Below are 22527 nucleotides of genomic sequence, written 5' to 3'. Positions count from 1 at the left end.
TGCGCAACGAAAAAGGGATCCCCATGACACCGATGCACCGAACCGGCCCGCAGCCGGTTCCCCTCCGGCGAGCCGTGGCCGGCCGCCGCAGCCGCATCGTCAGCGCCGCGCTAGCCCTGGTTCTGGTGGCGGCCATGGGAGCTTCGGCCCCGGTGGCCGTCGCCGACTCCCTCGAAGACCAGCAGGCAGCCCTCCGGGAGGAAGCGGCGAAGGTTCAGCACTCGCTGGAGTTTGTTGACTCCAAGATCGCCCAGGCGGCCTCGGACCTCGTCCTTTACCAAGGCCAGCTCCCCGGTGCCCAACAGGCCCTGCTCGACGCCCAGGGCCGCGTGGCAGCTGCGGTCAAGGAAGCCGAGGCCCTCGCAGCCCGGGTGGACCTTGCGCAGCAAAACAAAGCCAAGATCACCCAGCAGTTGGAGACGGACAAGCAGAAGATCACCGACACGAAGAAACTGATCGGGCAGATCGCCACCCAGGCGTACAAGTCCGGCGGTGTGCCGTCCAACCTTTCGCTGTTTTTCGGCCCGAACAACGGCGGCAGCCTTACGGACACCATTGACCTGGCCGACCAGGCGATGCGCAGCCAAAACGCCGCCATGGACAAGCTGACCCAACAGAACGCCACGAACATCAACTCCCAGGCCAGGCTCGAAGCGGTGGAAGCCGAAATCAAGGACCTTAAAGCCAAAGCTGATGCCGCGCTGGCCCGCGAACAGGCAGCCCGCGGCGAGGCAGAGGCCAAAAAGGCCCAGGTGGACCAGCTCATCGCCGACACCACCCGGATCGACGCCGAACTTCAGGCCGCCAAACCCGGAATCCAGACCCAACTCGCCCAGGTCAAGTCCCAGCAGGACGCCGTTGCCGCGGACATCGCCGAACGCGACCGCAAACTGCGCGAGGCCTACGAAGCCGAACAGCGCCGGATCGCCGAGGCGGCCGCGGAGGCTGCCGCCGCGGCCGCCCGCGCCCAGGGGCAGGCCCAGGCGAAGCCAGCACCGTACGTTCCTGCCCCCCAGGGATCCCCGTCGGCCTTCGGCCTGCAGCATCCCCTCAATGGCGTCCCGATCACCTCCGGCTTCGGCTGGCGCTCGACACCCCCCGGGACCATCGACTTCTACGGCCAGGGCGGCTATATGCACACCGGAATCGACTTCGGCGCCGCCTGCGGCACGCCGGTCTTTGCCGCGGCGGCGGGAACGGTATTTTCCGCCGGCTGGGCCAATGACGGCGGTGGCAACAACGTAAAGATCTCCCATGGTGTGATCCAAGGCAACTCGCTGACCACCATCTATTACCACAACACCTCAGTTGTCGTCTCGCCGGGCCAGCAGGTCAGCCGGGGCCAGCTGATTGCTTACTCGGGAACCACCGGCAACTCCACCGGCTGCCACTCGCACTTCGAGACCTGGCTTAACGGCCGAGCCGTGGATCCGATGAACCTGCTCTGATCCGCCCGGAGCGGAAGCCCTGCCGGTGCGCTGCTGCTCTGCCGTAAACTGGCATAAGCCTGCGCCGTTTCGGCGTACGGCACACCCGTCGATTCAAGGAGTTCTACCGTGCCGAAAGAAAGTGGCCGTAAGGTAGTGGCCACCAACCGCAAGGCCCGGCACGACTACCACATCCTCGATACCTATGAGGCGGGAATCGCACTGATGGGGACGGAAGTGAAGTCCCTTCGGGAGGGCCACGCCTCCATGGTCGACGGCTTTTGCACCTTCTACAACGACGAGCTGTGGATGGAGAGCATCCACATCCCCGAATACCACCAGGGGAGTTGGACCAACCACGCCGCACGCCGCCGTCGGAAGCTGCTGCTGCACCGGGACGAACTCACCAAGATCTCGCACAAGATCCGCGAATCCGGTTTCACGATCGTCCCACTCCAGCTGTACTTCGTGGATGGGCGGGCCAAGGTGGAGATCGGCGTAGCCCGCGGTAAGAAGGAATACGACAAGCGTCATACCCTGCGCGAGCAGCAGGACAAGCGTGAGGCCCTGCGGGTGATGCGCGAACGGAACCGGCGGTAGCCGTGGCCGTCCCCGGCCTGGTGGAATGAATCTGCGATGCCGTGCGTTATGCTGGAAGCCAGGCAGCCAATGGTGCGGTACCGGTTCAGCAGCACGGAAACGGTTCGGCAACATAGCAGCTTGGTTTGATAAAAAAATACGGGGATGATCGGTTTCGACGATGTTAGTCGCGACAGGTGAAGCGGGCCGAGGATGCAGAATTATCTCGTAAACGCTGTCTGCAAACCAATAAGTGCCAATTCAAAACGCACTGACTTCGCTCTCGCTGCCTAAGCAGTAAGACAGTCCGTCAGCCCGAGGTTGCTATTGCCCCGGATCCTGGCGTCATTTAGATAGCCACTGCTGTTTACCCCCGTCATCGGGGTGAACGGGACTCTTTGATGACTGGGCCCGGATCAGCCAGCTGTTTGTAGCGTGGCTGGGGCCGAGAAAATCCAACGCAAACTGCGCCCGGAGAAGCCCTGACAACACGACATCGGACGGGGGTTCAATTCCCCCCATCTCCACCATCGGAGCACCGGAAACGTTGCTCCACCCCGTAAAGTCCCACACAAAAGGCCGGAAGCTGACGCTTCCGGCCTTTTGCTTTGCCTGCACGGCCCGGCTGGCGGGTTGCGCTCAGTGCTTCTTGATGTGCGATACCGGGTCCGCGTGCGTCTCCGCGACGTTTTTGGACTTCTTCTCGGCCCGTTTTTCCTTGATGGTCTTCACCGGCTTTTTGGCCATGCTCCGGTGCGGTGATTTGTCAGGCATGCGGGTGCTCCCTCACAGCGGGGCCGGAATGGCCCCATATGATAAAGCTACGCCTCCGGCACCGCGACGTCGACGATTCCAACGAACCGGCTGCCCACACCCTCATACTCGCTGCGGACCAAGCCGGCAGCGGCTGCGGGACGCTCAAACGAGGCGTGGTGTTCGCAGCAGACGTAGGTGAAGTCCGGCCACCATTTCTTCGGCCGGGCCGCTTCGGAGAAGCCGCAGACAGCACAGGAAAGCTGGACCCAGACGGGGCGTTTACCGGTCCGGTTGGCCTTGGACTGGACCAGCCACTGCGGCGGGTTGTCAAGGAGTTCGCCGAGTTCGGTTTCGCTCAGCCGGGACGGGATGCCGTGACGGTGAGCCATTTCCAGCGGAATGTCGAGGACTTGGGCTGCTTCACGTCGGGTAACCATGCTTCAACGATACGGGATCGGATGCTCCGTCATCGCAGTCGGGAGGCCGGCGTTAGGCTCGTCACAGGGCAGTGAGGGAGAGCCCGAGCGCTGCTGCGGCGAGGCCGAGGATTAGGTTGGCGGCGACGTTGAGGGTGGCGGCGCGGTAGCGGCTTTCGCTCGCAAGCCGGACAGTGGCGGTGGTCCAGGAGCTGAATGTCGTGAGGCCGCCGGCGAGTCCCGTCGCGAGGCCGGACTGCCACTCGGGCCCCAGTCCCCAGTGTGCCGTGCCGCCGATGGCCGCGCCGATGATAAAGGAACCCGTCACGTTGACGGCGAGGGTGGTCCAGGGCCAGTGGGAATGACGGGCCGGGAAGGAGTTAGCAAACCAGGAGTCGACGGCGAAGCGCAGCAGGGCGCCGGCAACACCGAAGGCTCCGACGAGCAGTGCCGTGATCATGATGCCCGGCCGGTCAGATCAGCCATTGCCTTTCCGGTCTTCCACCCCGCGGCCGCCGCACCGAGCCCCAGGACGAGTGAGAGTCCCAGATAAACCAGCGAGCTGGTTTGGAAACCGGCCCTGAACTGCTGGTCCAGGGCGAACACCACCGCCGAAAACGTAGTGAAGGACCCCAGCAACCCGGGTCCGAGTCCGGCACGCAGCCAGAACGCCGTCTTCGGCCGCGCGATCCAGACGGTGGTGAGGGCCGCGAGCACAAAACTGCCGAGGACGTTGATCGCCAAGGTGGTCCAAGGGATTGTCCCGGCGGATTCCGGGAACACCAGGCCAGCCCCGTAGCGCAGCTCCGTTCCGATCAGGCCGCCGACGGCGACGGCCGTCCATGCATGCCAGCCCGGCGACCGGTCATGCGCCGCACCCGCCGTCCGGGGGAGCGACTTTGCCGTGTGTTTCATACCCCGGCTCCGGTCAACTCGGCCCGCACTCAGGACCGCCCGAGGCTGCAGCCGGGATGGGCAACGTCACTGTGGACCCAGAGGGCGGAGGCGACTTCCTCGGCCAGATCCACTTCCTGCCCGGCCGCGCCCGAGCCGATGCGAACTACCAGGGCGCCGCCGAAAGGCTTGCGCCCCAGCACCTCGACGTCGTCGTCAAGGTCGATTTCTTCCGCGGAAAGGTAGCGCAGGAGCTCGGGGTTTTCGTCACTGATCCGGGTAATCCGGCCGGTGTGCCCATCGTCGAGCTCGCTCATCCGGTGCGCCACCGGGATCAGGACGGAGCCGTCGGCGGCAGGAATCGGATCCCCATGCGGATCACGCCGCGGGTTCCCGAGCTTGGCTGCCATCCGCTCAATGAAGGTGTCCGAGACGGCGTGTTCGAGCAGCTCGGCCTCGTTGTGAACCTCGTCCCAGCGGTAGCCGAGTTCCCGGACCAGGAATGTTTCGATGAGCCGGTGCCGTCTGACCATGGACAACGCCAGCCGGACACCGTCGGCGGTGAGGGTGATCGCGCTGTACGGCTGGTGGTCCACGAGTCCCTGGTCCTTGAGCTTACGGACCATTTCGGAGACCGAGGAGTTGGCGACGCCGAGGCGTTGTGCCAGCTGGGTGGAGGTGATCGGCTTGTCCTGCCACTCCGTAAAGGAATAGATGACCTTGACATAGTCCTCGATCGAGGAAGAGGGCAGGCTGGTCTTCACAGCATCCAGCCTACCGTTAGCCCGCGCTGGCGAAGGTCAGCCACAGCAGTGCGAGGTTAAGCGCGACCACCAGGATGACGCTGACGACAGCTGCGATCCGAAGCGCCATTCCATCGGCGAACCGGCCCATCAGCGACTTGTTACTGGTCAGGACAACCAGCGGGATCAGCACAAAAGGGATTCCGAAGCTCAGGACAACCTGGCTCAGGACCAGTCCCCAGGTAGGATCGAAACCCACGCTCAGCAGCACCACCGCCGGTACCAGGGTGATGATGCGCCGCAGCATCAGGGGGACCCGGATCTTGAGCAGCCCCTCCATAATTGAGCCGCCGGCGTAGCAGCCAACGGACGTGGAAGCCAGTCCGGAGGCGAGCAGCCCGACGGCGAAGATGACGCCGATGACGGGTCCGAGGCTGCTGGTGATGGCGGCATGGGCTCCTTCGATGGTGTCTGTTCCGTCCGCACCGCCCAGGGTCGATGCGGCCAGCAGCAGCATCCCGATGTTCACAAGACCGGCGAAGGCCAGGGCGACGACCACGTCCCAGCGGGTCGCCTTGACCAGCCGGGCGAGGGCCGGGGCGGGAACATGGACGTGCGGGTCCGGACGATGTCGGTCCCTGGACAGTGCAGAGTGGACGTAGATGGCGTGCGGCATCACCGTGGCGCCGAGCATGCTCGCGGCCAGCAGCACAGTCTCGGGACCCCGGAAGCCCGGGATCAGCCCGGCTGCCACACCGGCAGGATCAGGCGGGCTAACAAAAAGGCCGGCCAGGAACCCGATGGTGATGATGCCGAGCAGGAAGATAATGATGAACTCAAATGGCCGCTGCTTGTTCCGGGCCTGCACGGCGAGGAGTCCCATGGAGACGGCGCCGACGATTACGGCGCCAAGGGGCAAAGGCAGTCCAAAGAGCAGGAAGAGCGCGATTGCCCCGCCCACCACCTCGGCAAGGTCCGTGGCAGCAGCCACGATCTCGGCCTGCACCCAAAACGCCCGGCGCCAGAACGGCTTCAACCGCTCACCAAGAATCTCCGGCAGGCTTTTACCGGTGACAAGCCCGAGTTTGGCGGACTGGTATTGCACAAGCACGGCCATGATGTTGGCTGCCACCAGGACCCAGACGAGCAAGTAGCCGTATTGCGCTCCGGCGGTGAGGTTGGCCGCCACGTTGCCGGGGTCCACGTAGGCGATCGCGGCAACAAATGCCGGCCCCAGCAGGCCGATCATGGCCCGGCGCCCGGCCGGTTTCGGCCGGGCGGCCGTCGCCGGTCCCGCGCCGTCGTGTCCTGTTACGTCCAGCACTGGGCTCCCCTGCTAGGTGCGTCGCCGTCGACGCGGGCGGCAACGGCGGGTGGATGCCTGCGCCGAAGTTTGCGAACGCCTATAAATAATTATTAGGCATACCGAAACCCTAAGCCACGGTGGCGGTCCGCGGCAACGTCGACGGGATCAAAAGGACCTTTTCGCCGGTGTCAGGACCGCACGGCCCGCCAGCTCTGTGTCAGGTAGGGGAGCGGGATCACTTCATCGCCCTGATGGCCCAGGTGCTCGTGCAGATACCAGTCGAGGTTGCCAAGCACCTTGGTGCGGGTGGCCTGGCCGGCCGCCAGGTAGTAGCTGCGGGACTTCGCCAGCGCCAGGATGTCTGCGCCGCGCACCGGATCTTCCCACCGGGTGAGATGGCTCTCCAGTCCCGTAAATTCAGGTCCCAGCGGCGGTGTGAAGTGCGGTTTGTGCACGTCTCCGGCATGCATAATGCGCGAGAGCCGGTGCACCCAGGGAACAGACGTGTCCAGCTGGTTCCAGATCAGCCCCAGGACACCGTGCGGGCGGAGGATCCTGGCGATTTCCGTGCTGGCCAGGAGCGGATCGCACCAGTGCCAGGCCTGGGCGACTGTCACCACGTCGAAAGCACTGTCGGGCAGCCCCGTCCGCTCCGCGGTACCCTCGACGGCGGTGACCCCGGGAAGTGCCCGGCGCAGCTGTTCCAGCATGTCCGCGGAGGGGTCCACTGCCGCCGTGCGCAGGCCGCGCCCGACCAGCAGCGCCGTGAATTTCCCGGTTCCGGCGCCGAGGTCCGCGGCATCCGCTGCGCCGCCGGGGATCAGCCAGTCAGCGGATTCCTCGGGATACCCGGGCCGGACGCGGTCGTAGTGTTCCCCGCCGTCCTGAAAGCTGTGCCCCAGCTCCTGGCGCCGCCCCTGGGGCAGCTTGGGTCCGCCGCGTGCCACGTTTGATCTCCTTCGGCAGGTCCGGGTACGTACCTTGTGAATTTACCGCACCGTGCAGGGGCCGCGTTTGCAGGGGCCGCGTTTGCAGGGGCCGCGTCTGCCGCCGGAGCCCGCGGCGCCGCACCGGCGGCCGTTAGTCCAGCGTGCAGGGCGCCGCCCCGGCCGTGCCGGGGGTGTTGGGGGCCCAGTGCGGGTAGCTGCGGGTGTCGTTGGACGGTACCCAGCGGCCTGCGTCCACCACGTAGTCCCAGCCGAGGCCGTTCCCGAGCAGCTCCCGGACTCCGGTGAGCAGCCGCTGGGCGTCATCAAGCCTGGAGCCCAAACCGAAGCTTGCCCGCAGCGACCCCGAGGGCAGGCCAAGCCGCCGGAGCAGCGGATGCGCGCAAAACCTGCCGTCGCGCAGCCCCATACCGTGCTCGGCGGACAGGTAGGCTGCCACCAGGCCCGCGTCGTAGCCTTCCACCGAGAAGTTGACGACGCCGATGGTGCCGGCGCCGGGAGGGGTTTGTGACCCGGTGCCCGCCCCCGGCCCTGCAGCCGCGTCGAAGGTACCGCTGTCGGAGAAGATCTGGTGGACCGTCACACCGTCGATCCGGGCGAGGCCTTCCACCAGGAAGGACCGGATGGCGTTCTCGTGCGCGTGCCACTGGTCCGCGTCCAGCCCGGCGATGATTTGCGCGGCCCGGGCCAGGGTGGCGGCGCCGAGCACGTTCGGGGATCCGCCCTCATGCCGGGCGGGTCCCGTGGTCCAGCTGACAGCATCGATCCGGGCGTCCTGGACGGCCCCGCCGCCCGCGAGGTGCGGGATGCCGGCGTCGAGCCAGTCGGGACGCCCGATCAGGACGCCGGCACCGAAGGGTGCGTAGAGCTTGTGCCCCGAGAAGGCGATGTAGTCGAGGTCGTCCGTGGAGACGTTGATCCGCCGGTGCGGGGCCAACTGGGCGGCGTCGACGACGATCCGGGCGCCGTAGTCGTGCGCCAGCGCTGCCAGGTCGCGGATTGGCAGGATCTCGCCGGTGACGTTGGAGGCCCCGGTCACGGCAAGCAGGCTGACGCCGCCGTGGGCGAGTTCCTGGCGGAGCAGCTCCAGGGTGGCCGCGAGGGTGGGGGCGGCAATGACGCTGCGGTGGGGTACCCGCTGCCAGGGCAGGAGGTTGGCATGGTGTTCAATGTCGAGGTAGAGCACCTCGCCGGTATGCTCGCCGTCGACGACCGGCAGGCAGCCGGCCAGCAGGTTCAGCGAATCGGTGGTGTTCCTGGTGAAGATCACCGCATCGTCCGGCCGGCCGCCAACGAAGTCGCGGACAATCCCGCGGGCGTTCTCGTAGACCGAGGTGCTGATCTGGGAGGCATAGCCGGCGCCGCGGTGGACGCTGGCGTAGAACGGCAGGATCTCGTTGAGGTAGGCCGAGACCACGGACAGCGCCGGAGCCGAGGCACCGTAGTCCAGGTTGGCGTAGCGGACATGTCCGCCCTGGATGAGAGGCGCCTGGATCTCGGCGCCGGTCACCGCGGCCAGCGGCCGGCGGGCAACGGCGAACCGCGGATCGGGATGTGCCGGACCGGTCTTGGCCTGAACCTCGGCGCCGGCAGGAATGGTGGCAGTCGTCATGGGGCCTCGCTCGAAAAGGACCCCACGCACCGGGGATCCGCGCTTGCCGGGTCCGTTCCGGACCGGCCAGGTCGTCACCCGGGGCACCCCGCCGCGAATGGAGGGTTGCCGGCCAGCAAACCGGGGTTTAGCGCTGGCACTCGTGACCTGGTTCGAGCCTAGGCCATGCCGGCTTCCGTGGAAAAGGCAGGGCAGGATTGTGAAGTCCTTTGTGACGGGCCGGTACCGAAGCTGCCGAACGGCGCCGGACGCGCTTACAGCAGGTCGTCCAGCCCGGGGTTCAGACGCTTGAGGACTTCGGAGTGCAGAATGGAGTTGGTCGCGAGGGCGTTGCCGCCGAAGGGACCGTCTTCTCCTTCGAGGGAGGTAAAGCGGCCGCCGGCCTCGGTGACGATCGGAACCAGCGCGGCCATGTCGTAGAGGTTGAGTTCGGGTTCGCAGGCGATATCAACGGCACCTTCCGCCACCAGGCAGTAGGACCAGAAGTCGCCGTAGGCGCGGGTCCGCCACACCTCTTCGGTGAGCCCCAGGAACTCGTCAAGGTTGCCGCGCTGCTTCCAACCTCCCAGGCTGGAATATGACAGCGAGGCATCCGGCAGGCTCGCGACGTTGGAGACCTTCAGCCGGGTTGCGGCCGCCAGTGAACGGCCCATGTACGCACCGGCGCCTTTTGCCGCCCACCAGCGCTTTCCCAGCGCCGGGGCACTGACAACGCCGACCACCGGCTCGCCCTCATCGACGAGGGCGATCAGCGTCGCCCAGACCGGGACGCCGCGGACGAAGTTTTTGGTCCCGTCAATCGGGTCGATGATCCAGCGGCGGGAGCCGTGGCCGGAACTGCCGAACTCCTCCCCGAGCACGGCGTCGCGGGGCCGGGACCGCGACAGCTGGCCACGGATGGCCTCCTCGGCGGATTTATCGGCGTCAGTGACCGGCGTCAGGTCCGGCTTCGTCTCGATCCGAAGGTCGAGCGCCTTGAAGCGGCTCATGGTCTGGGCATCTACGGAATCTGCCAGGACATGGGCAAGGCGCAGGTCGTCGTTGTAGCTCGAAGCGGGTTGACTCATGCTTCCAAACTACCGTCAAAGCGGGCAGGGAAGCGGTAGGCGCCGCGGCCTGCTAGGAGACGGTGCCCAGTTCCTTAACGTCCTGGGCTTCCAACCGCGGGTCTGTCCCGAGCAAACGGCGCAGTGAGGCGAGCCTGGCCGGACCGGATTCTCCTGCCTGGCCGGAGGCCACCCAGGCGTCCACGCCGCAGTTGACGGCGCTGGAATCGTGCTTGCAGCCCCGTTCGCAGTCGTCGGTGCCGGGCTCGAGGTCGGGGAAGGACCGTAGGATCCGGTCCGGGTCCACATGCGCGAGCCCGAAGGAGCGGATGCCCGGGGTGTCGATGATCCAGCTCCCCGCCGGCGCATCGTTGACTTTGAGGGCCAGCGCGGAGGATGAGGTGTGGCGGCCGCGCCCGGTCACGGCGTTGACACCGCCGGTGGCGCGTTCGGCGCCGGTGAGGGCGTTAACCATGGTGGACTTGCCGACGCCGGAATGGCCCAGCATCACGGTGACCTTCCCGTCGAGGTAGGCGCGCAGCTGTGCGACGGCGTCCTTGTCCAGCCGGGCGGAGAGCCCGTCATCGGAGCGGGCATCGATGCCCGAGGCGGCGGAGTCCGCCGTCTTGGAAATAATCACCGGGAAAGCAAGGTGCTGGTAGTTGGCGAGGAGCTCGGCAGGATCCTTGACGTCGGCTTTGGTGACAAGCAGCAGCGGATCGATCCCGGCGTCGTACGCGGCCACCAGGGCGCGGTCGATAAATCCGGTCCGCGGCTCGGGATTGGCGGCCGCCACCACGATCACCAACTGGTCGGCGTTGGCGACGACGGCCCGCTCGATCGGGTCCGTGTCGTCGGCGCTGCGCCGCAGCAGGGTCCTGCGGTCCTGGATCCTGACCAGCCGGGCCAGGGTGTCGGGCTCGCCGCTGACGTCGCCGACCAACGAAACGAAGTCGCCGGCCACTACCGGGTTGCGGCGCAGTTCGCGGGCGCGGGCGGCGATGATCTTCCGTTCTGCCCCCGTGCCTTCGGCGACGACGGCGGTGTAGCGTCCGCGGTCAACGGTAATGATCCGCCCGGTCACGGCATCGTCGTGGCTGGGCCGGTCCTTGGTGCGGGGCCGGGTGCCTTTTTTGTTGGGGCGGATCCGGGCGTCGGATTCGTCCCAGGAATCAGTGCTGCGTGCCACCGGAGGCGTCCTTCTCTGCCGGGGAGGCCCCTGCGGGAGGCGTGTTTCCTGCGCTGAGGCCAAGCATGGACTCCCACAGTTGCGGAAAGTCGGGCATGGTCTTAGCCGTGGTCCCAATATCCTCGACAACGACGCCCGCTACGGCCAGGCCGAGGATGGCGCCGGCCGTGGCCATACGGTGGTCGGCGTAGCTGCGGACGACGCCGCCGTGCAGCGGGGCGGGCCGGATGATGAGGCCATCAGAGGTCTCCTCCGCGTCTCCGCCGAGCCGGTTGATCTCCGCCACAAGGGCGGCCAGCCGGTCCGTTTCGTGCCCGCGGAGGTGGGCGATGCCACTGAGCCGGGAGGGACCGCTGGCTAGCGCGCAGAGTGCGGCGACAGTGGGGGCAAGTTCGCTGGTCTCGTGAAAGTTCCCGCCGGTGAGCTCCGGGCCGCCGGTGACGGTCAGGGTACCGTCGGTGAGCGACACGGTGGCCCCCATCTCCGCTAGCACGCTGCGCCACATATCGCCGACCTGCGTCGTCGGGGCCGGCCAGTTCGGGATGCGGACGGTGCCTCGGGTGGCCAGGGCCGCCGCCAGGAACGGACCGGCGTTGGAAAGGTCCTGTTCGATCCTGACGTCAAAGGCCCGGATGGGTCCGGGCGAGACAACCCAGTGGTTTGGGCGGGAATCGTCAACGGCTACCCCGGCTCCGCGCAGCACGGCGACGGTCATGGTGATGTGGTCAAGGCTGGGAACGGGCATCCCTGGGTGTTCGTGGCTCTGGTGTTCGAGGTGCAGTCCGTCCACAAACCGGGACCCGGCCAGGAGCAGTGCGGACACAAACTGCGAGGACGCGCTGGCGTCAATAACGAGGTGGCCGCCGCGCACGGCGGCCGCGCCGTCGACGGTGAACGGCAGCGAGGATGCCGGGCCTCCGTCGGGCGCGCTGACCCTGACGCCCAGCCCGGTGAGGGCTTCGATGATGGGGCCCATTGGGCGCTCGCGCGCGTGCGGATCTCCGTCGAACAGCGTCAGCCCCGGGCGCAGGGCCGCGAGGGGCGGCACGAACCGCATAACCGTCCCCGCCAGCCCGCAGTCCACCACTCCCGTCCCCCCGGCTGCCGCCTGGCTGATGGGCGTGATGGCCAGGTCCGGGCCGAAATCGCCGTCGCCGGGCACTTCCGTGATCCGGGCCCCGAGTTGCCGCAGCGCCGCGATCATCAGGGCGGAGTCCCGGGAGTGCAGCGGAGCCCGGAGCCGTGAGGGCCCGTCCGCGAGGGCGGCCAGCACGAGATAGCGGTTGGTCAGGGACTTGGACCCGGGAACGGTGACTGTTGCGTCCACCGGGTGTCCGGCGAAGGGCGCCGGCCAGAGTGCGGCAGCGTTCGCCGGCAGGGGGTGTGCGGCTGCTGTGGGGGTGGTGCCGGTCATTGCTGCTTTAGGCTCCGACGGTGTGGTCTACGGCTTTGCGTACGGCCTTGTCGGCTTTTTTCATCTGTTTGCCGGTGCTCTTCCGGACATCGGCCGCAAGGTGCTCAGCCCGCCAGGCCAGGCTGGGACGGCCGTCCGTGTCGACTGCGGCCAGCAGGACGCCGCCGGTCAGTGAGACGTTCTTGAGCAGCTGCTTGCGGCGGGCGTTGCGGCCCTCAGTGGAGGTGATGTCCGCGCTGCGCCATTCGACGTAGCTGTTGAGCGCCGAGATGACAGCCAGGATGCTTGCGGCCAGACGTGCCGACTTGCCGAGGGCAAACATAAGGCCGGCCCCGACCTGGGTGCCGCCGATGACCCGGGCGAGGACTTTTTCGCTGGTCTGGAACGGCAGGGACTCCGCCGCGCGGCGCAGCAGGGGTGAGAGCTGCGTGGCGGTGTCATCCGCGTTCTTGAGCTTGTCCAGCCCGGCAAGGACGAAACTGGACGCCAGCATGGGCCGGGCGAGAAAGCGGACAAACGACATGAAATTCCTCCTGGGTGGGCGGACCGCGGGAATGAAGCGGGAGAACCGGTTCTAGTCTTGCACTTTTGTGGAATATTTGCCCGCCGGGCGGGGTTGTCAATAGCAGATTTCAGGCCCTGGTTTAGGGCTGGATGTAGGTTCAGCGGGAGTCAGATCGGCCCGGAACGACGGGCTGGAACACGGTGCCACGGGCAAACGAGTCAGTCGTGGCGCAGGAAGGCGGAACTATGGTTCTGGTGAAGGATACGCCGTTAAGGAACAGTCTCTTGGCGACCAGCGGGAAACCGGCGTTAGGAGGCGGGCAGTTGTGGGCTGATGCCCTGCAGCAGGCAACCATGCCGGCAGGCCGGGACGGCCGCCGCACTCTCACAGTAGACTTGGGGGCAATGAGCACCATGGATCCGGCCGTCACGGCCAAGCACACGGTCGCCGGAAACGGTGCCACACCCGCCAAGCCACCCGCCGCCAGTCCTGCTGGCGCACCGTCAGGGGCTACCCCGGAGATTGACGCCGGGCTGGACGCGGCGGCCCGGGAGACGATCGTGGACGGTCAGGCGCTGGACACTGCGACTGAAACGACGCAGGAACGCCGGGCGCGGTTCGAACGCGACGCCATGCAGTATGTTGACCAGCTGTACTCCGCGGCCATGAGGATGGCCCGAAACCCCGCCGACGCCGAGGATCTCGTCCAGGAGGCGTACACCAAGGCTTTCTCCGCGTTCCATCAGTACAAGCCCGGCACCAACTTGAAGGCCTGGCTTTACCGCATCCTGACGAATACCTACATCAATCTTTACCGCAAGCGCCAACGCGAGCCCCTGCAGTCCAACTCGGACACCATTGAGGACTGGCAGCTGGCCCGGGCCGAGTCGCATACGTCCTCGGGTCTGCGGTCGGCCGAAGCCGAGGCCCTCGACCACCTGCCGGACTCGGATGTGAAGCGGGCGCTGCAGTCCATTCCGGAGGAGTTCCGGCTGGCGGTCTATTTTGCCGACGTCGAGGGATTCGCGTACAAGGAAATTTCAGAAATTATGAACACGCCGATCGGGACCGTGATGTCCCGCCTGCACCGCGGCCGGAAGCTGCTGCGGGATATGCTCGGCGACTACGCCGCCGAGCGCGGATTCAGGGCTGCAGATGCAATCGCGGCTGCCGGAAGCGACAAACAGGAGAACAGGAAATGAGCGACTGCCAGGGACTGGGCGACTGCGACGACACCCGGATGCAACGTATCTACGAGTACCTCGACGGTGCCCTCACCCACGATGACATCGCCGAAATCAAGGACCACTTGGACGGCTGCCCGGAATGTTTTGAGCAGTACGACCTCGAATGTGTCATCAGGGTCATGGTGAAGCGTTCCTGCAGCGAGGCAGCCCCGGAAAACCTCAAGAACGCGATCCTGGACCGGATCCACTCGAGCAACCCGGTTGAGGCCTGACCGGGCCCAAGGTTCGGCTCGACCGCCAAAAACGAATGACCCCGGAAACCGTGAGGTTCCGGGGTCATTCGTCTAAAGCTGTCATTCCAAGCTTTGCTTAGGCGTTGGGGCGCTTGCCGTGGTTCGCGCCGCCACGCTTACGGTCACGACGTTTACGTGCACGTTTGCTCATAGCTGGCCTCCTTAATTTTTGGTACTCAAAAGAGCTGCCCTCAAGTCTCCCACATCGGGGCACCCGCCGCGAACCGGCGGGGCGGGCGGATCACTCGAGGGAATTGCGGATGGAGATCCGTGCCTGGTCCAGTACCGTCTTGACAGTCTCCAGCGTCACCGGCGTGATCGGGTGCCGTCCGCCGTGGCGGCGCAGTTCCACCCGGACGTCGTCGCGGAAGGCCTGCACCAGCATCTCGGCCTCCCGCAGCCGGGTGTCGCCTTCCGGTGAGTAGCGCTGCCCGGCCAACGCGGCAACTGTTGAGCCAGCTGCGCGGGCCGAGGAACGCGCGGCCTCGGCCGTTGCAGCCAGCTCGGCCCGGAGGCCGCGCATGTTGACCTTGATGTCCTGCCGCAGGTTGTCGGCCAGCCGCCGGACGGACGCGCTGATATCTTTTTCCACGCCTGCAAGTTCGTCCCGCCGGCGCTCCAGCTCCAGGAGTCCGCCCGGGGTGATGCTGTAGTAGGTACGGCGTCCCTCGCTGTGGGTGTCCACCAGCCCTTCCTCCTCCAGCTTGCCCAGCCGCGGATAGATCGTTCCGGCGCTGGGGGAGTAGGTTCCGCCGAAACGTTCGCTGAGCGCCTTGATCAGCTCGTAGCCGTGCTTCGGACCCGATTCCAGCAGTGCCAGCAGATAGAGCCGCAGGGCCCCGTGGGCGAAGACCGGGGGCATCAGCGTTCCTGTACGGTGTCCGCGCCGGGCAGGCCGTGGAAGATCGACGTCCTGCCGGACACTGAATTGGTCCGGACCAGCATAAGTTGGGTGTCCGGGCCGGCGATGGTCTGGACCGTGCCTCCTGGCTGATTGTACTTCTGGTCGTCAATGACGATGGTGCCGCTGGCGGACTTGGCAATGATGTCCACGCCGACATCGTGCGGGAGCCGGATGGTGACGTCTCCGGAGACTGAATTGGCACCAAAGTCCTGGGCGAAGCCGTGCAGGTCGAAATTGAGGTCGCCACTGACGGTGTTGGCGCGGATATTGCTGAGGTCACCCGAGGCCGTGACCTCGCCCGAGACGCTCTTGGCCGTCAGCACGCCGCGATGGTTGCGGGCGATCACTTCGCCGCTGACGGTGTTGAGTGAGAGGTCCCCGGCGGTGCCGTCGGCCAGCACGGAACCGGAGACCGTGTTCAGCCGGGTGTGCCCGCTGACCCCGGAGACCATACCGTCGCCGCTGACGGTCCCGGCCTCAATGTCGATCCCGGCCGGCGCGGCGATGCTGATGACCAGCGAGTTGCTGCTGCTGTTGTTGACGGTCCCCATAAGGTTCTTGAACCACCCCTGCGGCCCGTGCAGCTGGTGGCGGACCTCGAGGCGGCCGTTCACGATGCTGATCGCCAGCGGGTCGCCATGGACCTCGGATACTTCGATTCGGGTGACGGGATCATCATGGGTGACGATGTCGAAGCGTCCCCGGACGATGCCGAGCTTAAGCGAGCTGACGCCGTCGACGTCGATGGTCTGCGGACCGGTGACGGTCCAGTTGTTCTCTGTCATGGCTCCTCCAGGAGGGCGATACTTCGTGCGGATAGTTGCGATATATCGTGACCCATAAGTCACGATATATCGCCGTCCTGGCACGGTCAAGATATATCGCGGAGTTTTCCCGGGGACGGATACCGGCGGCTACGCCGGCGCGTCAATCCCAAGCCACTGGAACCAGCCGCGGTGCAGCACGAGCCACGCCATCAGGCCGTAGCCGGCCTGGCCGGGGGTGCCGCCGTTCGCGGCCAGGTCCTGGCGCCACTGCTCGTGATTGAGCAGCGGCGAAAAGGTGTCGACGTAGAGGTGCTTGCGCCGGGTGGTGACGTCGGCAAATGCGGTGTTCAGTTCGCCGAGCCGGCGGTTCTGCGCGGGATCCAATGTTGGCGGCGGGCCCACGATAAAGACCTCGATCTTGTTCTGCGAGGCCGCGTCCAGGATGTTGGCGAGGTTGAGCCGGCTCCGGGCAGTCGAGAGCCCAAATTCGACATCCCGGCCGGAGAGTCCAATTACGAGGCGGTTTTCGCAGTGGTCGTTGAAGCGTCGGCCGGCTTCCGCGAGCCAACGGGCTGCCAGCCCTTCGGTGCCTTCCTGCGGGCAGGGGAGGGAATAGCATTCCAGGGACAATCCGTCCTGCGGCGTGCGCGCCAGCACCCGGCCCAGCCAGCCCAGTGCGCGGGGATCACCCAGCCCGGCCAGCATTTCATCGCCAACGGCTGCGATCCGCAGCTTTCGATCTTCCACGACTACCTCTTCACTCCAGAGCGTCCAATAAACCGTTCCCCGGGACCATCCGTGATGGCGGGGGACTCCGCCGGTTAAACACCGGTGCCCGGCCGGAGTTGTGTAGGTGCACCTCCGGCCGGGCAGCGATGACCTTACTTACGTGCGAACGCCTGTTTGAGCAGAGCATCCTGCTCGGCCGCGTGGCGCTTCATCGATCCTGCCGCTGTGGAAGCCGAGGCGGGACGGGAAATGAGGCGCACCCGGCGCTCCAGGGCGTCGGGAAGGTTCAGGCCGATAAAGGGCCACGGCCCCTGGTTCGCGGGCTCGTCCTGCGCCCAGACAACTTCGGCGTTCGGGTACTTGGCAAGTTCGGCGGCAATCTCGGCGGCGGGCAGCGGGTAAAGCTGCTCAACGCGGACGATCGCTGTGGTCTTGTCACCGGTCTTCTGCCGTGTGGACAGGAGATCGTAGTACAGGCGGCCGGAGACGAGCAGGACACGCTCGACGGCGTCGGCCGGGAGCTGCTCATGCTCGGGGATGACGGTCCGGAAGGTGCCCGTGGTGAAATCCTCGACCGAAGACGCTGCGGCCTTGAGCCGGAGCAGCTGCTTCGGTGTGAAGATGATCAGCGGTTTGCGCGGCCGGCTGTACGCCTGCCGGCGCAGCAGATGGAAGTGCGAAGCGGAGGTGGTGGGGTTTGCCACGACCATGTTCTCTTCGGCGCACATCAGCAGGAACCGCTCGATCCGGGCGGAGGAGTGGTCCGGCCCCTGGCCTTCGTAGCCGTGCGGCAGCATCAGCACAAGCGAGGAACGCTGGCCCCACTTCTGTTCGGCCGAGGAGATGAACTCATCGATGATGGTCTGCGCGCCGTTGACGAAGTCACCGAACTGCGCTTCCCACAGCACCAAGGCGTTCGGTCGTTCCACCGAATAGCCGTATTCGAAGCCCATCGCCGCGTATTCCGAGAGCAGGGAGTCGTAGATCCACAGCTTGGCCTGGTCCTCGGAGAGGTGTGCCAGGGGCAGCCACTCGTCGCCGTTGGCGCGGTCGTGGAAGACGGCGTGACGCTGCACGAATGTGCCGCGGCGCGAGTCCTGCCCGGCGAGGCGGACGGGAACACCTTCCATAATGAGAGAGCCGAACGCCGCAAGCTCCCCGAAGCCCCAGTCGATGCCGCCTTCACGGGACATCGCTTCACGTTTCTCCAGCAACTGCTTGAGTTTGGCGTGGACGGTGAAGCCCTCGGGGATATCAACGTGCGCTTTGCCGATGCGTGCCAGTGTCGCAGCGGAGATTGCGGTCGACGCCGGGGCGTTGATACCGGAATCGGACTGCTGGGCCATGGGACGCTCCAGATCGGACACCGCGGCGGAATCGGCAGTGATAATCGGAATCGGGGAAGTCTGCGCTGCATGGGTTTCGGCGAAGACGCGCTCCAGCCGTTCCTGGTAGTCGCGCAGCAGCTGTTCGGCTTCTTCTTCGGTGATGTCGCCGCGGCCGATCAGCGATTCCGTGTACAGCTTGCGGACCGAACGCTTGGCTTCGATCAGGTTGTACATCAGCGGCTGGGTCATCGAGGGGTCGTCGCCCTCGTTGTGGCCACGGCGGCGGTAGCAGACCATGTCGATGACAACGTCCTTGTGGAACCGCTGCCGGAATTCGTAGGCGAGCTGCCCGATCCGGACCACTGCTTCGGGGTCATCGCCGTTGACGTGGAACACCGGCGCCTGGATCATCTTGGCGACGTCCGTGGAGTAGGTGGAGGAACGCGACGATGACGGGGCGGTGGTGAATCCGACCTGGTTGTTGACCACGATGTGGATGGTGCCGCCGGTGCGGTAGCCGCGCAGCTGGGAAAGGTTCAGCGTTTCCGCGACCACGCCCTGGCCGGCGAAGGCAGCATCGCCATGCACCATGATCGGCAGGACGGGGAAAGCCTCGCCCTGATCGAGGCGGTCCTGTTTGGCCCGGACAATGCCTTCAAGGACGGAGTCCACGGCCTCAAGGTGGGACGGATTGGCAGCAAGGTAGACCTTGGTCTGCTTGCCGTTGTCCGAGGTAAAGTTGCCCTCGGTTCCGAGGTGGTACTTGACGTCGCCGGACCCCTGCACGGAGCGCGGGTCCTGGGTTCCTTCAAATTCGCGGAAAACCTGGGCGTAGGTCTTCCCGGCAATGTTGGTAAGCACGTTGAGCCGGCCGCGGTGGGCCATGCCAATTGCCACTTCGTCGAGTTCGTCCTCAGCCGCATCGGAGATGATGGCGTCCAGCAGCGGGATCAGCGACTCGCCGCCTTCCAGCGAGAAGCGCTTCTGGCCAACGAATTTGGTCTGCAGAAACGTCTCGAAAGCCTCGGCGGCGTTGAGCTTGGAGACGATGCGCAGCTGTTCGTCACGGCTCGGCTTGGAGTATGGGTGCTCCAGTTGGTCCTGGAACCACTTGCGCTCTTCGGGGTCCTGGATATGCATGTATTCGATGCCCGTGGTGCGGCAGTAGGCGTCGCGGAGCACACCGAGGATGTCTCGGAAGGCGAGCATCGGCTTGCCGCCGAAACCGCCGGTGGGCCATTCGCGGTCCAGGTCCCACAGCGTGAGGCCGTAGGTGAGGACGTCAAGGTCCGGATGCTTGCGCTGGACATATTCCAGCGGATCGGTGTCGGCCATCAGGTGGCCGCGCACCCGGTAGGCGTGGATCAGCTGCTGGATCCGGGCGACCTTGTTGATTTCGTCGGCCGGGTCCACCTGGAGGTCCGGGCTCCAGCGCACCGGCTCATAGGGGATGCGCAGGGATTCGAAGATGTCATCGTAGAAGTTCTGCGCGCCCAGCAAGAGCTGGTGCACGAGCTTCAGGAACTCGCCGCTGCCGGCGCCCTGGATGACACGGTGGTCGTAGGTGGAGGTCAGCGTCAGGACCTTGCTGATGGCGTTCTGGGCGATAATCTTCGCGCTGGCGCCCTGGAATTCCGCCGGGTAGTCAAGCGCGCCGACACCGATGATGGCAGCCTGGCCCTTGGACAGGCGCGGCACCGAGTGCACCGTTCCGATGCCGCCGGGGTTGGTCAGCGACACCGTGGTGCCGGAGTGATCGTCAGCGGTCAGCTTGCCGGCGCGGGCACGCTTGATCAGGTCCTCGTAGGTGTGCCAGAACTCGGAGAAGTTGAGTGTCTCCGCCTTCTTGATGTTCGGCACCATCAGCAGGCGGCTGCCGTCGGGCTTCGGCATGTCGATGGCGATGCCAAAGTTCACATGCGCCGGCTGCACGGCTACGGGCTTGCCGTTGACCTCGTCGTAGTAGACGTTCATCGAGGGGAACTGGGCCAAGGCGCGGATGACCGCGTAGCCGATCAGGTGCGTGAACGAAACCTTGCCGCCGCGGGCGCGGGCCAGGTTGGAGTTGATGACCACGCGGTTGTCGATCAACAGTTTCGCGGGAATCGCCCGGACGCTGGTGGCGGTCGGAACTTCGAGGCTGGTGATCATGTTGGTGGCGATGGCCTTGGCCGGGCCGCGAAGGACGGATACCACGTCTTCCTCGGGGGCCGTCGGCGCCTTGACGTTCTTCGGCAGCTGAGCCGGGATGGGCGCCGCGCCGGGGCCGGCCTCCGATGTTTTGGAGCCGTCGCGGGCGACGGTTGCCGGGGCTTTCTTCGCGGCTGCAGGCGCCACGGCCGGCGCGGGTTCGGCTGCCGGCGCGGGTTTAGCAGCCGGAGCGGGTGCTGCCGCCGGAGCGGGTGCTGCCGCCGGAGCGGGTGCTGCCGCCTGCGCTGCCGTCGTCGCAACGTGGGCTACAACAGGAAGTTCGCGGGTGGCGGGGTGCGCAACTGTCGCTGCGCCCGAGGCCCCGTTGGTGACGGAACTGTCTCCGGCGTCGAAGGATTCGAACAAGGGCCACCATTTGGCGTCCACGGTGTTCTTGTCCTGCTGAAAACGCTCGTACAGTTCGTCAACGAGCCACTCGTTTCCGCCAAATTCCTCTGGTAGACGGTGGCTAGGCTGCTCTGGCACTTGAATTACGCCTCTTCCATGAGTTTGATTCCCACTGGTGTCACGGTGCGTCAGCACGGCGATTGAACCAGTCTCCGCGTCCAGTGAACCCAGACCCATGCCAGTCTAGTGACGATTCTCGCCAAACCGCCAATAAGGGTGACTCAAATCATCGAGTCGACTCAACGCGTCTCCGCGTCACCCAATCCAGTCCTCCCGGGGCCTCCGGCCGACCGCCGCGTGGCGTCGGAGCGCCGGGAAGGGCGGGGTCCGCGGCCGTTCAAAACCCTCGATACAATCGCAGGGAGAACCCGTTCAGCACCGGAATGCCTACCTAAGGAGCAGCCGTGCGTTTTCTGACCGAGCCCACCACTGACCTGACCTACTCGGACCTCTTTCTTGTGCCGTCCCGTTCGGAGGTCACGTCCCGGCTGGATGTGGACCTCTCGGCGGATGACGGCACGGGCTCCACGATTCCCCTCGTCGCGGCCAACATGACTGCAGTGACGGGCAAGCGCATGGCGGAGACCATGGCGCGGCGCGGCGGGCTGGCGGTCCTGCCCCAGGACGTGCCGCTCGACGTGATCCGTGACGTGGCGGCCTGGATCAAGGAACGCCATCCCGTCCTGGAAACCCCCGTGACACTCTCGCCGTCCAGTACAGTCATCGACGCACTGCATCTGATGGGCAAACGTCCGCACGGGGCCATTATGGTGGTCGACGATGCGGGGGCCGTGACCGGCATCGTCCGGGCCGCGGACTTCGAAGGCCAGGACCGATTCGCCTCGCTCTCCTCGGTCATGCGCGTCCAGCCGCTGGTGCTGGACGCTGCCCTGTTGGAGGACGCGCCCGACGGCGGCGCCGGGGCGGGGTCGGGTCTGCGCCGCGCTTTCGACGCCATGGACGCCGCCGGCAGCGACTTTTCGCCGGTGCAGCGGAACGGTGTCCTCGCCGGGGCGCTCACCCGGAAGGGCGCGCTGCGTTCCACCTTGTACCGGCCGCTGCTGGACGCGCGCGGCCGGCTAAAAGTCGCCGCCGCCGTCGGAATCAACGGTGACGTTGCCGGGCGTGCAGCGGAACTGCTCGCCGCCGGCGTCGATGTGCTGGTCCTTGATACCGCCCACGGGCACCAGCAGAAGATGTTTGACGCCTTGGCCGCGGTGAAGGGACTCAACCCCGGTGTGCCCGTGGTGGCGGGGAACGTGGTCACGGCTGAGGCAACCCGGGAACTCATCCGGGCCGGCGCGGACATCGTGAAGGTCGGGGTGGGCCCGGGTGCCATGTGCACAACGCGCATGATGACGGCCGTGGGCCGACCGCAGTTCTCCGCCGTGCTGGAGTGCTCGGCCGCCGCGCGGGCCGCGGGCGGACGTGTCTGGGCCGACGGCGGTGTCCGTTACCCGCGCGACGTTGCGTTGGCACTGGCTGCCGGGGCGAGCCAGGTGATGATCGGGTCCTGGTTCGCCGGGACGCACGAAAGCCCGGGGGATCTGCAGCAGGACGCCGGCGGCCGGCAGTTCAAGGAAAGCTTCGGCATGGCGTCCGCACGGGCCGTGCAGAACCGCAACCAGCGTGAGGGCGCCTTCGAAAAGGACCGCAAGGCCCTCTTCGAAGAAGGGATCTCCACGTCCCGGATGTTTATCGATCCGGCCCGGCCCGGCGTTGAGGATCTGCTGGACATGATCACGGCCGGGCTGCGCAGCTCGATGAGCTATGCCGGAGCTGCCGATCTTGCCTCGTTCCGGGAGCGCGCCGTAGCTGGCATGCAGTCCGCCGCCGGCTACGAGGAAGGCCGGCCTGTCCCGCAGAGCTGGTAGCCGTGGCGACGGC

General features: G+C 66.2%; 21 protein-coding genes, 1 other RNA gene and 1 riboswitch. Of the genes, 6 read left to right on the top strand and 16 right to left on the bottom strand.

Annotated elements, in window-relative coordinates:
* Window positions 1–23 precede the first annotated feature (23 nt).
* From QK287_RS13950 to ssrA, 3 genes are all read left to right on the top strand, one after another.
* Window positions 24–1448, top strand: coding sequence for a M23 family metallopeptidase (locus QK287_RS13950; protein WP_226774401.1), 1425 nt, complete (start codon window positions 24–26; stop codon window positions 1446–1448).
* Between the two features lie 108 nt (window positions 1449–1556).
* The gene (smpB, locus tag QK287_RS13945; protein WP_226774402.1) at window positions 1557–2027 is read left to right on the top strand and encodes an SsrA-binding protein SmpB; all 471 of its coding nucleotides are present in this window, start codon (window positions 1557–1559) and stop codon (window positions 2025–2027) included.
* 140 nt (window positions 2028–2167) lie between these two features.
* Window positions 2168–2536: a transfer-messenger RNA gene (gene ssrA, locus QK287_RS13940) on the top strand.
* Between the two features lie 109 nt (window positions 2537–2645).
* On the opposite strand, the gene QK287_RS13935 is transcribed toward ssrA, so the two are convergent.
* The 12 genes from QK287_RS13935 to QK287_RS13880 all read right to left on the bottom strand — a co-directional run bounded on the left by QK287_RS13935 (window position 2646) and on the right by QK287_RS13880 (window position 12852).
* Window positions 2646–2780, bottom strand: a complete 135-nt coding sequence (locus tag QK287_RS13935) for a hypothetical protein (protein WP_256446742.1) — start codon at window positions 2778–2780, stop codon at window positions 2646–2648.
* Window positions 2781–2827: 47 nt separating this feature from the next.
* Window positions 2828–3199, bottom strand: a complete 372-nt coding sequence (locus QK287_RS13930) for a hypothetical protein (RefSeq protein WP_226774403.1) — start codon at window positions 3197–3199, stop codon at window positions 2828–2830.
* 61 nt (window positions 3200–3260) lie between these two features.
* Entirely contained in the window at window positions 3261–3638 is a 378-nt protein-coding gene (locus QK287_RS13925) for a CrcB family protein (protein ID WP_226774404.1), read from the bottom strand.
* Window positions 3635–4093: a CrcB family protein gene (locus tag QK287_RS13920; protein WP_282360457.1), complete on the bottom strand. Its 459-nt coding sequence runs from the start codon at window positions 4091–4093 to the stop codon at window positions 3635–3637. The genes QK287_RS13925 and QK287_RS13920 overlap by 4 nt, the downstream gene beginning before the upstream one ends.
* A 29-nt stretch (window positions 4094–4122) precedes the next feature.
* Window positions 4123–4836 carry a metal-dependent transcriptional regulator gene (locus QK287_RS13915; RefSeq protein ID WP_282360456.1) on the bottom strand — a complete coding sequence of 238 codons (714 nt, stop codon included), beginning with the start codon at window positions 4834–4836 and terminating at the stop codon, window positions 4123–4125.
* Window positions 4837–4852: 16 nt separating this feature from the next.
* Window positions 4853–6139 (bottom strand): Nramp family divalent metal transporter, encoded by a 1287-nt coding sequence (locus QK287_RS13910; protein ID WP_282360455.1) that lies wholly within the window; start codon window positions 6137–6139, stop codon window positions 4853–4855.
* A 170-nt stretch (window positions 6140–6309) separates the two neighbouring features.
* Entirely contained in the window at window positions 6310–7068 is a 759-nt protein-coding gene (locus QK287_RS13905) for a class I SAM-dependent methyltransferase (RefSeq protein WP_282360454.1), read from the bottom strand.
* Window positions 7069–7201: 133 nt separating this feature from the next.
* On the bottom strand, window positions 7202–8680 hold the full coding sequence (locus QK287_RS13900) for an aminotransferase class V-fold PLP-dependent enzyme (protein ID WP_226774408.1): 1479 nt from the start codon (window positions 8678–8680) through the stop codon (window positions 7202–7204).
* Window positions 8681–8714: 34 nt separating this feature from the next.
* Window positions 8715–8828: riboswitch (SAM riboswitch) on the bottom strand.
* Between the two features lie 106 nt (window positions 8829–8934).
* The gene (gene hisN / locus QK287_RS13895; RefSeq protein WP_226774409.1) at window positions 8935–9747 is read right to left on the bottom strand and encodes a histidinol-phosphatase; all 813 of its coding nucleotides are present in this window, start codon (window positions 9745–9747) and stop codon (window positions 8935–8937) included.
* 52 nt (window positions 9748–9799) lie between these two features.
* Window positions 9800–10915 carry a ribosome small subunit-dependent GTPase A gene (locus QK287_RS13890; protein ID WP_282360453.1) on the bottom strand — a complete coding sequence of 372 codons (1116 nt, stop codon included), beginning with the start codon at window positions 10913–10915 and terminating at the stop codon, window positions 9800–9802.
* Window positions 10899–12329, bottom strand: a complete 1431-nt coding sequence (aroA, locus tag QK287_RS13885) for a 3-phosphoshikimate 1-carboxyvinyltransferase (protein ID WP_282360452.1) — start codon at window positions 12327–12329, stop codon at window positions 10899–10901. The genes QK287_RS13890 and aroA overlap by 17 nt, the downstream gene beginning before the upstream one ends.
* Window positions 12330–12336: 7 nt before the next feature.
* Window positions 12337–12852 carry a DoxX family protein gene (locus tag QK287_RS13880; RefSeq protein ID WP_226774413.1) on the bottom strand — a complete coding sequence of 172 codons (516 nt, stop codon included), beginning with the start codon at window positions 12850–12852 and terminating at the stop codon, window positions 12337–12339.
* 335 nt (window positions 12853–13187) lie between these two features.
* On the opposite strand from QK287_RS13880, the gene QK287_RS13875 reads away from it, so the two are divergent.
* Together QK287_RS13875 and rsrA are read left to right on the top strand one after the other, a co-directional pair.
* Window positions 13188–14036 (top strand): sigma-70 family RNA polymerase sigma factor, encoded by an 849-nt coding sequence (locus tag QK287_RS13875; protein ID WP_348774714.1) that lies wholly within the window; start codon window positions 13188–13190, stop codon window positions 14034–14036.
* Window positions 14033–14293, top strand: coding sequence for a mycothiol system anti-sigma-R factor (gene rsrA, locus QK287_RS13870; protein WP_226774415.1), 261 nt, complete (start codon window positions 14033–14035; stop codon window positions 14291–14293). The genes QK287_RS13875 and rsrA overlap by 4 nt, the downstream gene beginning before the upstream one ends.
* A gap of 262 nt (window positions 14294–14555) precedes the next feature.
* On the opposite strand, the gene QK287_RS13865 is transcribed toward rsrA, so the two are convergent.
* From QK287_RS13865 to QK287_RS13850, 4 genes are all read right to left on the bottom strand, one after another.
* Window positions 14556–15176: a PadR family transcriptional regulator gene (locus QK287_RS13865; protein WP_253032402.1), complete on the bottom strand. Its 621-nt coding sequence runs from the start codon at window positions 15174–15176 to the stop codon at window positions 14556–14558.
* Entirely contained in the window at window positions 15176–16003 is an 828-nt protein-coding gene (locus QK287_RS13860; RefSeq protein ID WP_282360449.1) for a DUF4097 family beta strand repeat-containing protein, read from the bottom strand. Before QK287_RS13860 ends, QK287_RS13865 begins: the two co-directional genes overlap by 1 nt.
* Before the next feature lie 129 nt (window positions 16004–16132).
* Window positions 16133–16732: a GDSL-type esterase/lipase family protein gene (locus tag QK287_RS13855; RefSeq protein ID WP_226774418.1), complete on the bottom strand. Its 600-nt coding sequence runs from the start codon at window positions 16730–16732 to the stop codon at window positions 16133–16135.
* 134 nt (window positions 16733–16866) lie between these two features.
* The gene (locus QK287_RS13850) at window positions 16867–20718 is read right to left on the bottom strand and encodes a multifunctional oxoglutarate decarboxylase/oxoglutarate dehydrogenase thiamine pyrophosphate-binding subunit/dihydrolipoyllysine-residue succinyltransferase subunit (protein WP_282360448.1); all 3852 of its coding nucleotides are present in this window, start codon (window positions 20716–20718) and stop codon (window positions 16867–16869) included.
* Window positions 20719–21044: 326 nt separating this feature from the next.
* On the opposite strand from QK287_RS13850, the gene QK287_RS13845 reads away from it, so the two are divergent.
* Window positions 21045–22514, top strand: a complete 1470-nt coding sequence (locus QK287_RS13845; RefSeq protein ID WP_282360447.1) for a GuaB1 family IMP dehydrogenase-related protein — start codon at window positions 21045–21047, stop codon at window positions 22512–22514.
* The last annotated feature ends 13 nt before the right edge of the window (window positions 22515–22527 follow it).

Source organism: Arthrobacter sp. AL05, from assembly GCF_029960715.1.
Taxonomy (GTDB): Bacteria; Actinomycetota; Actinomycetes; order Actinomycetales; family Micrococcaceae; genus Arthrobacter.
This window is presented reverse-complemented; position numbering and strand designations above follow the sequence as displayed.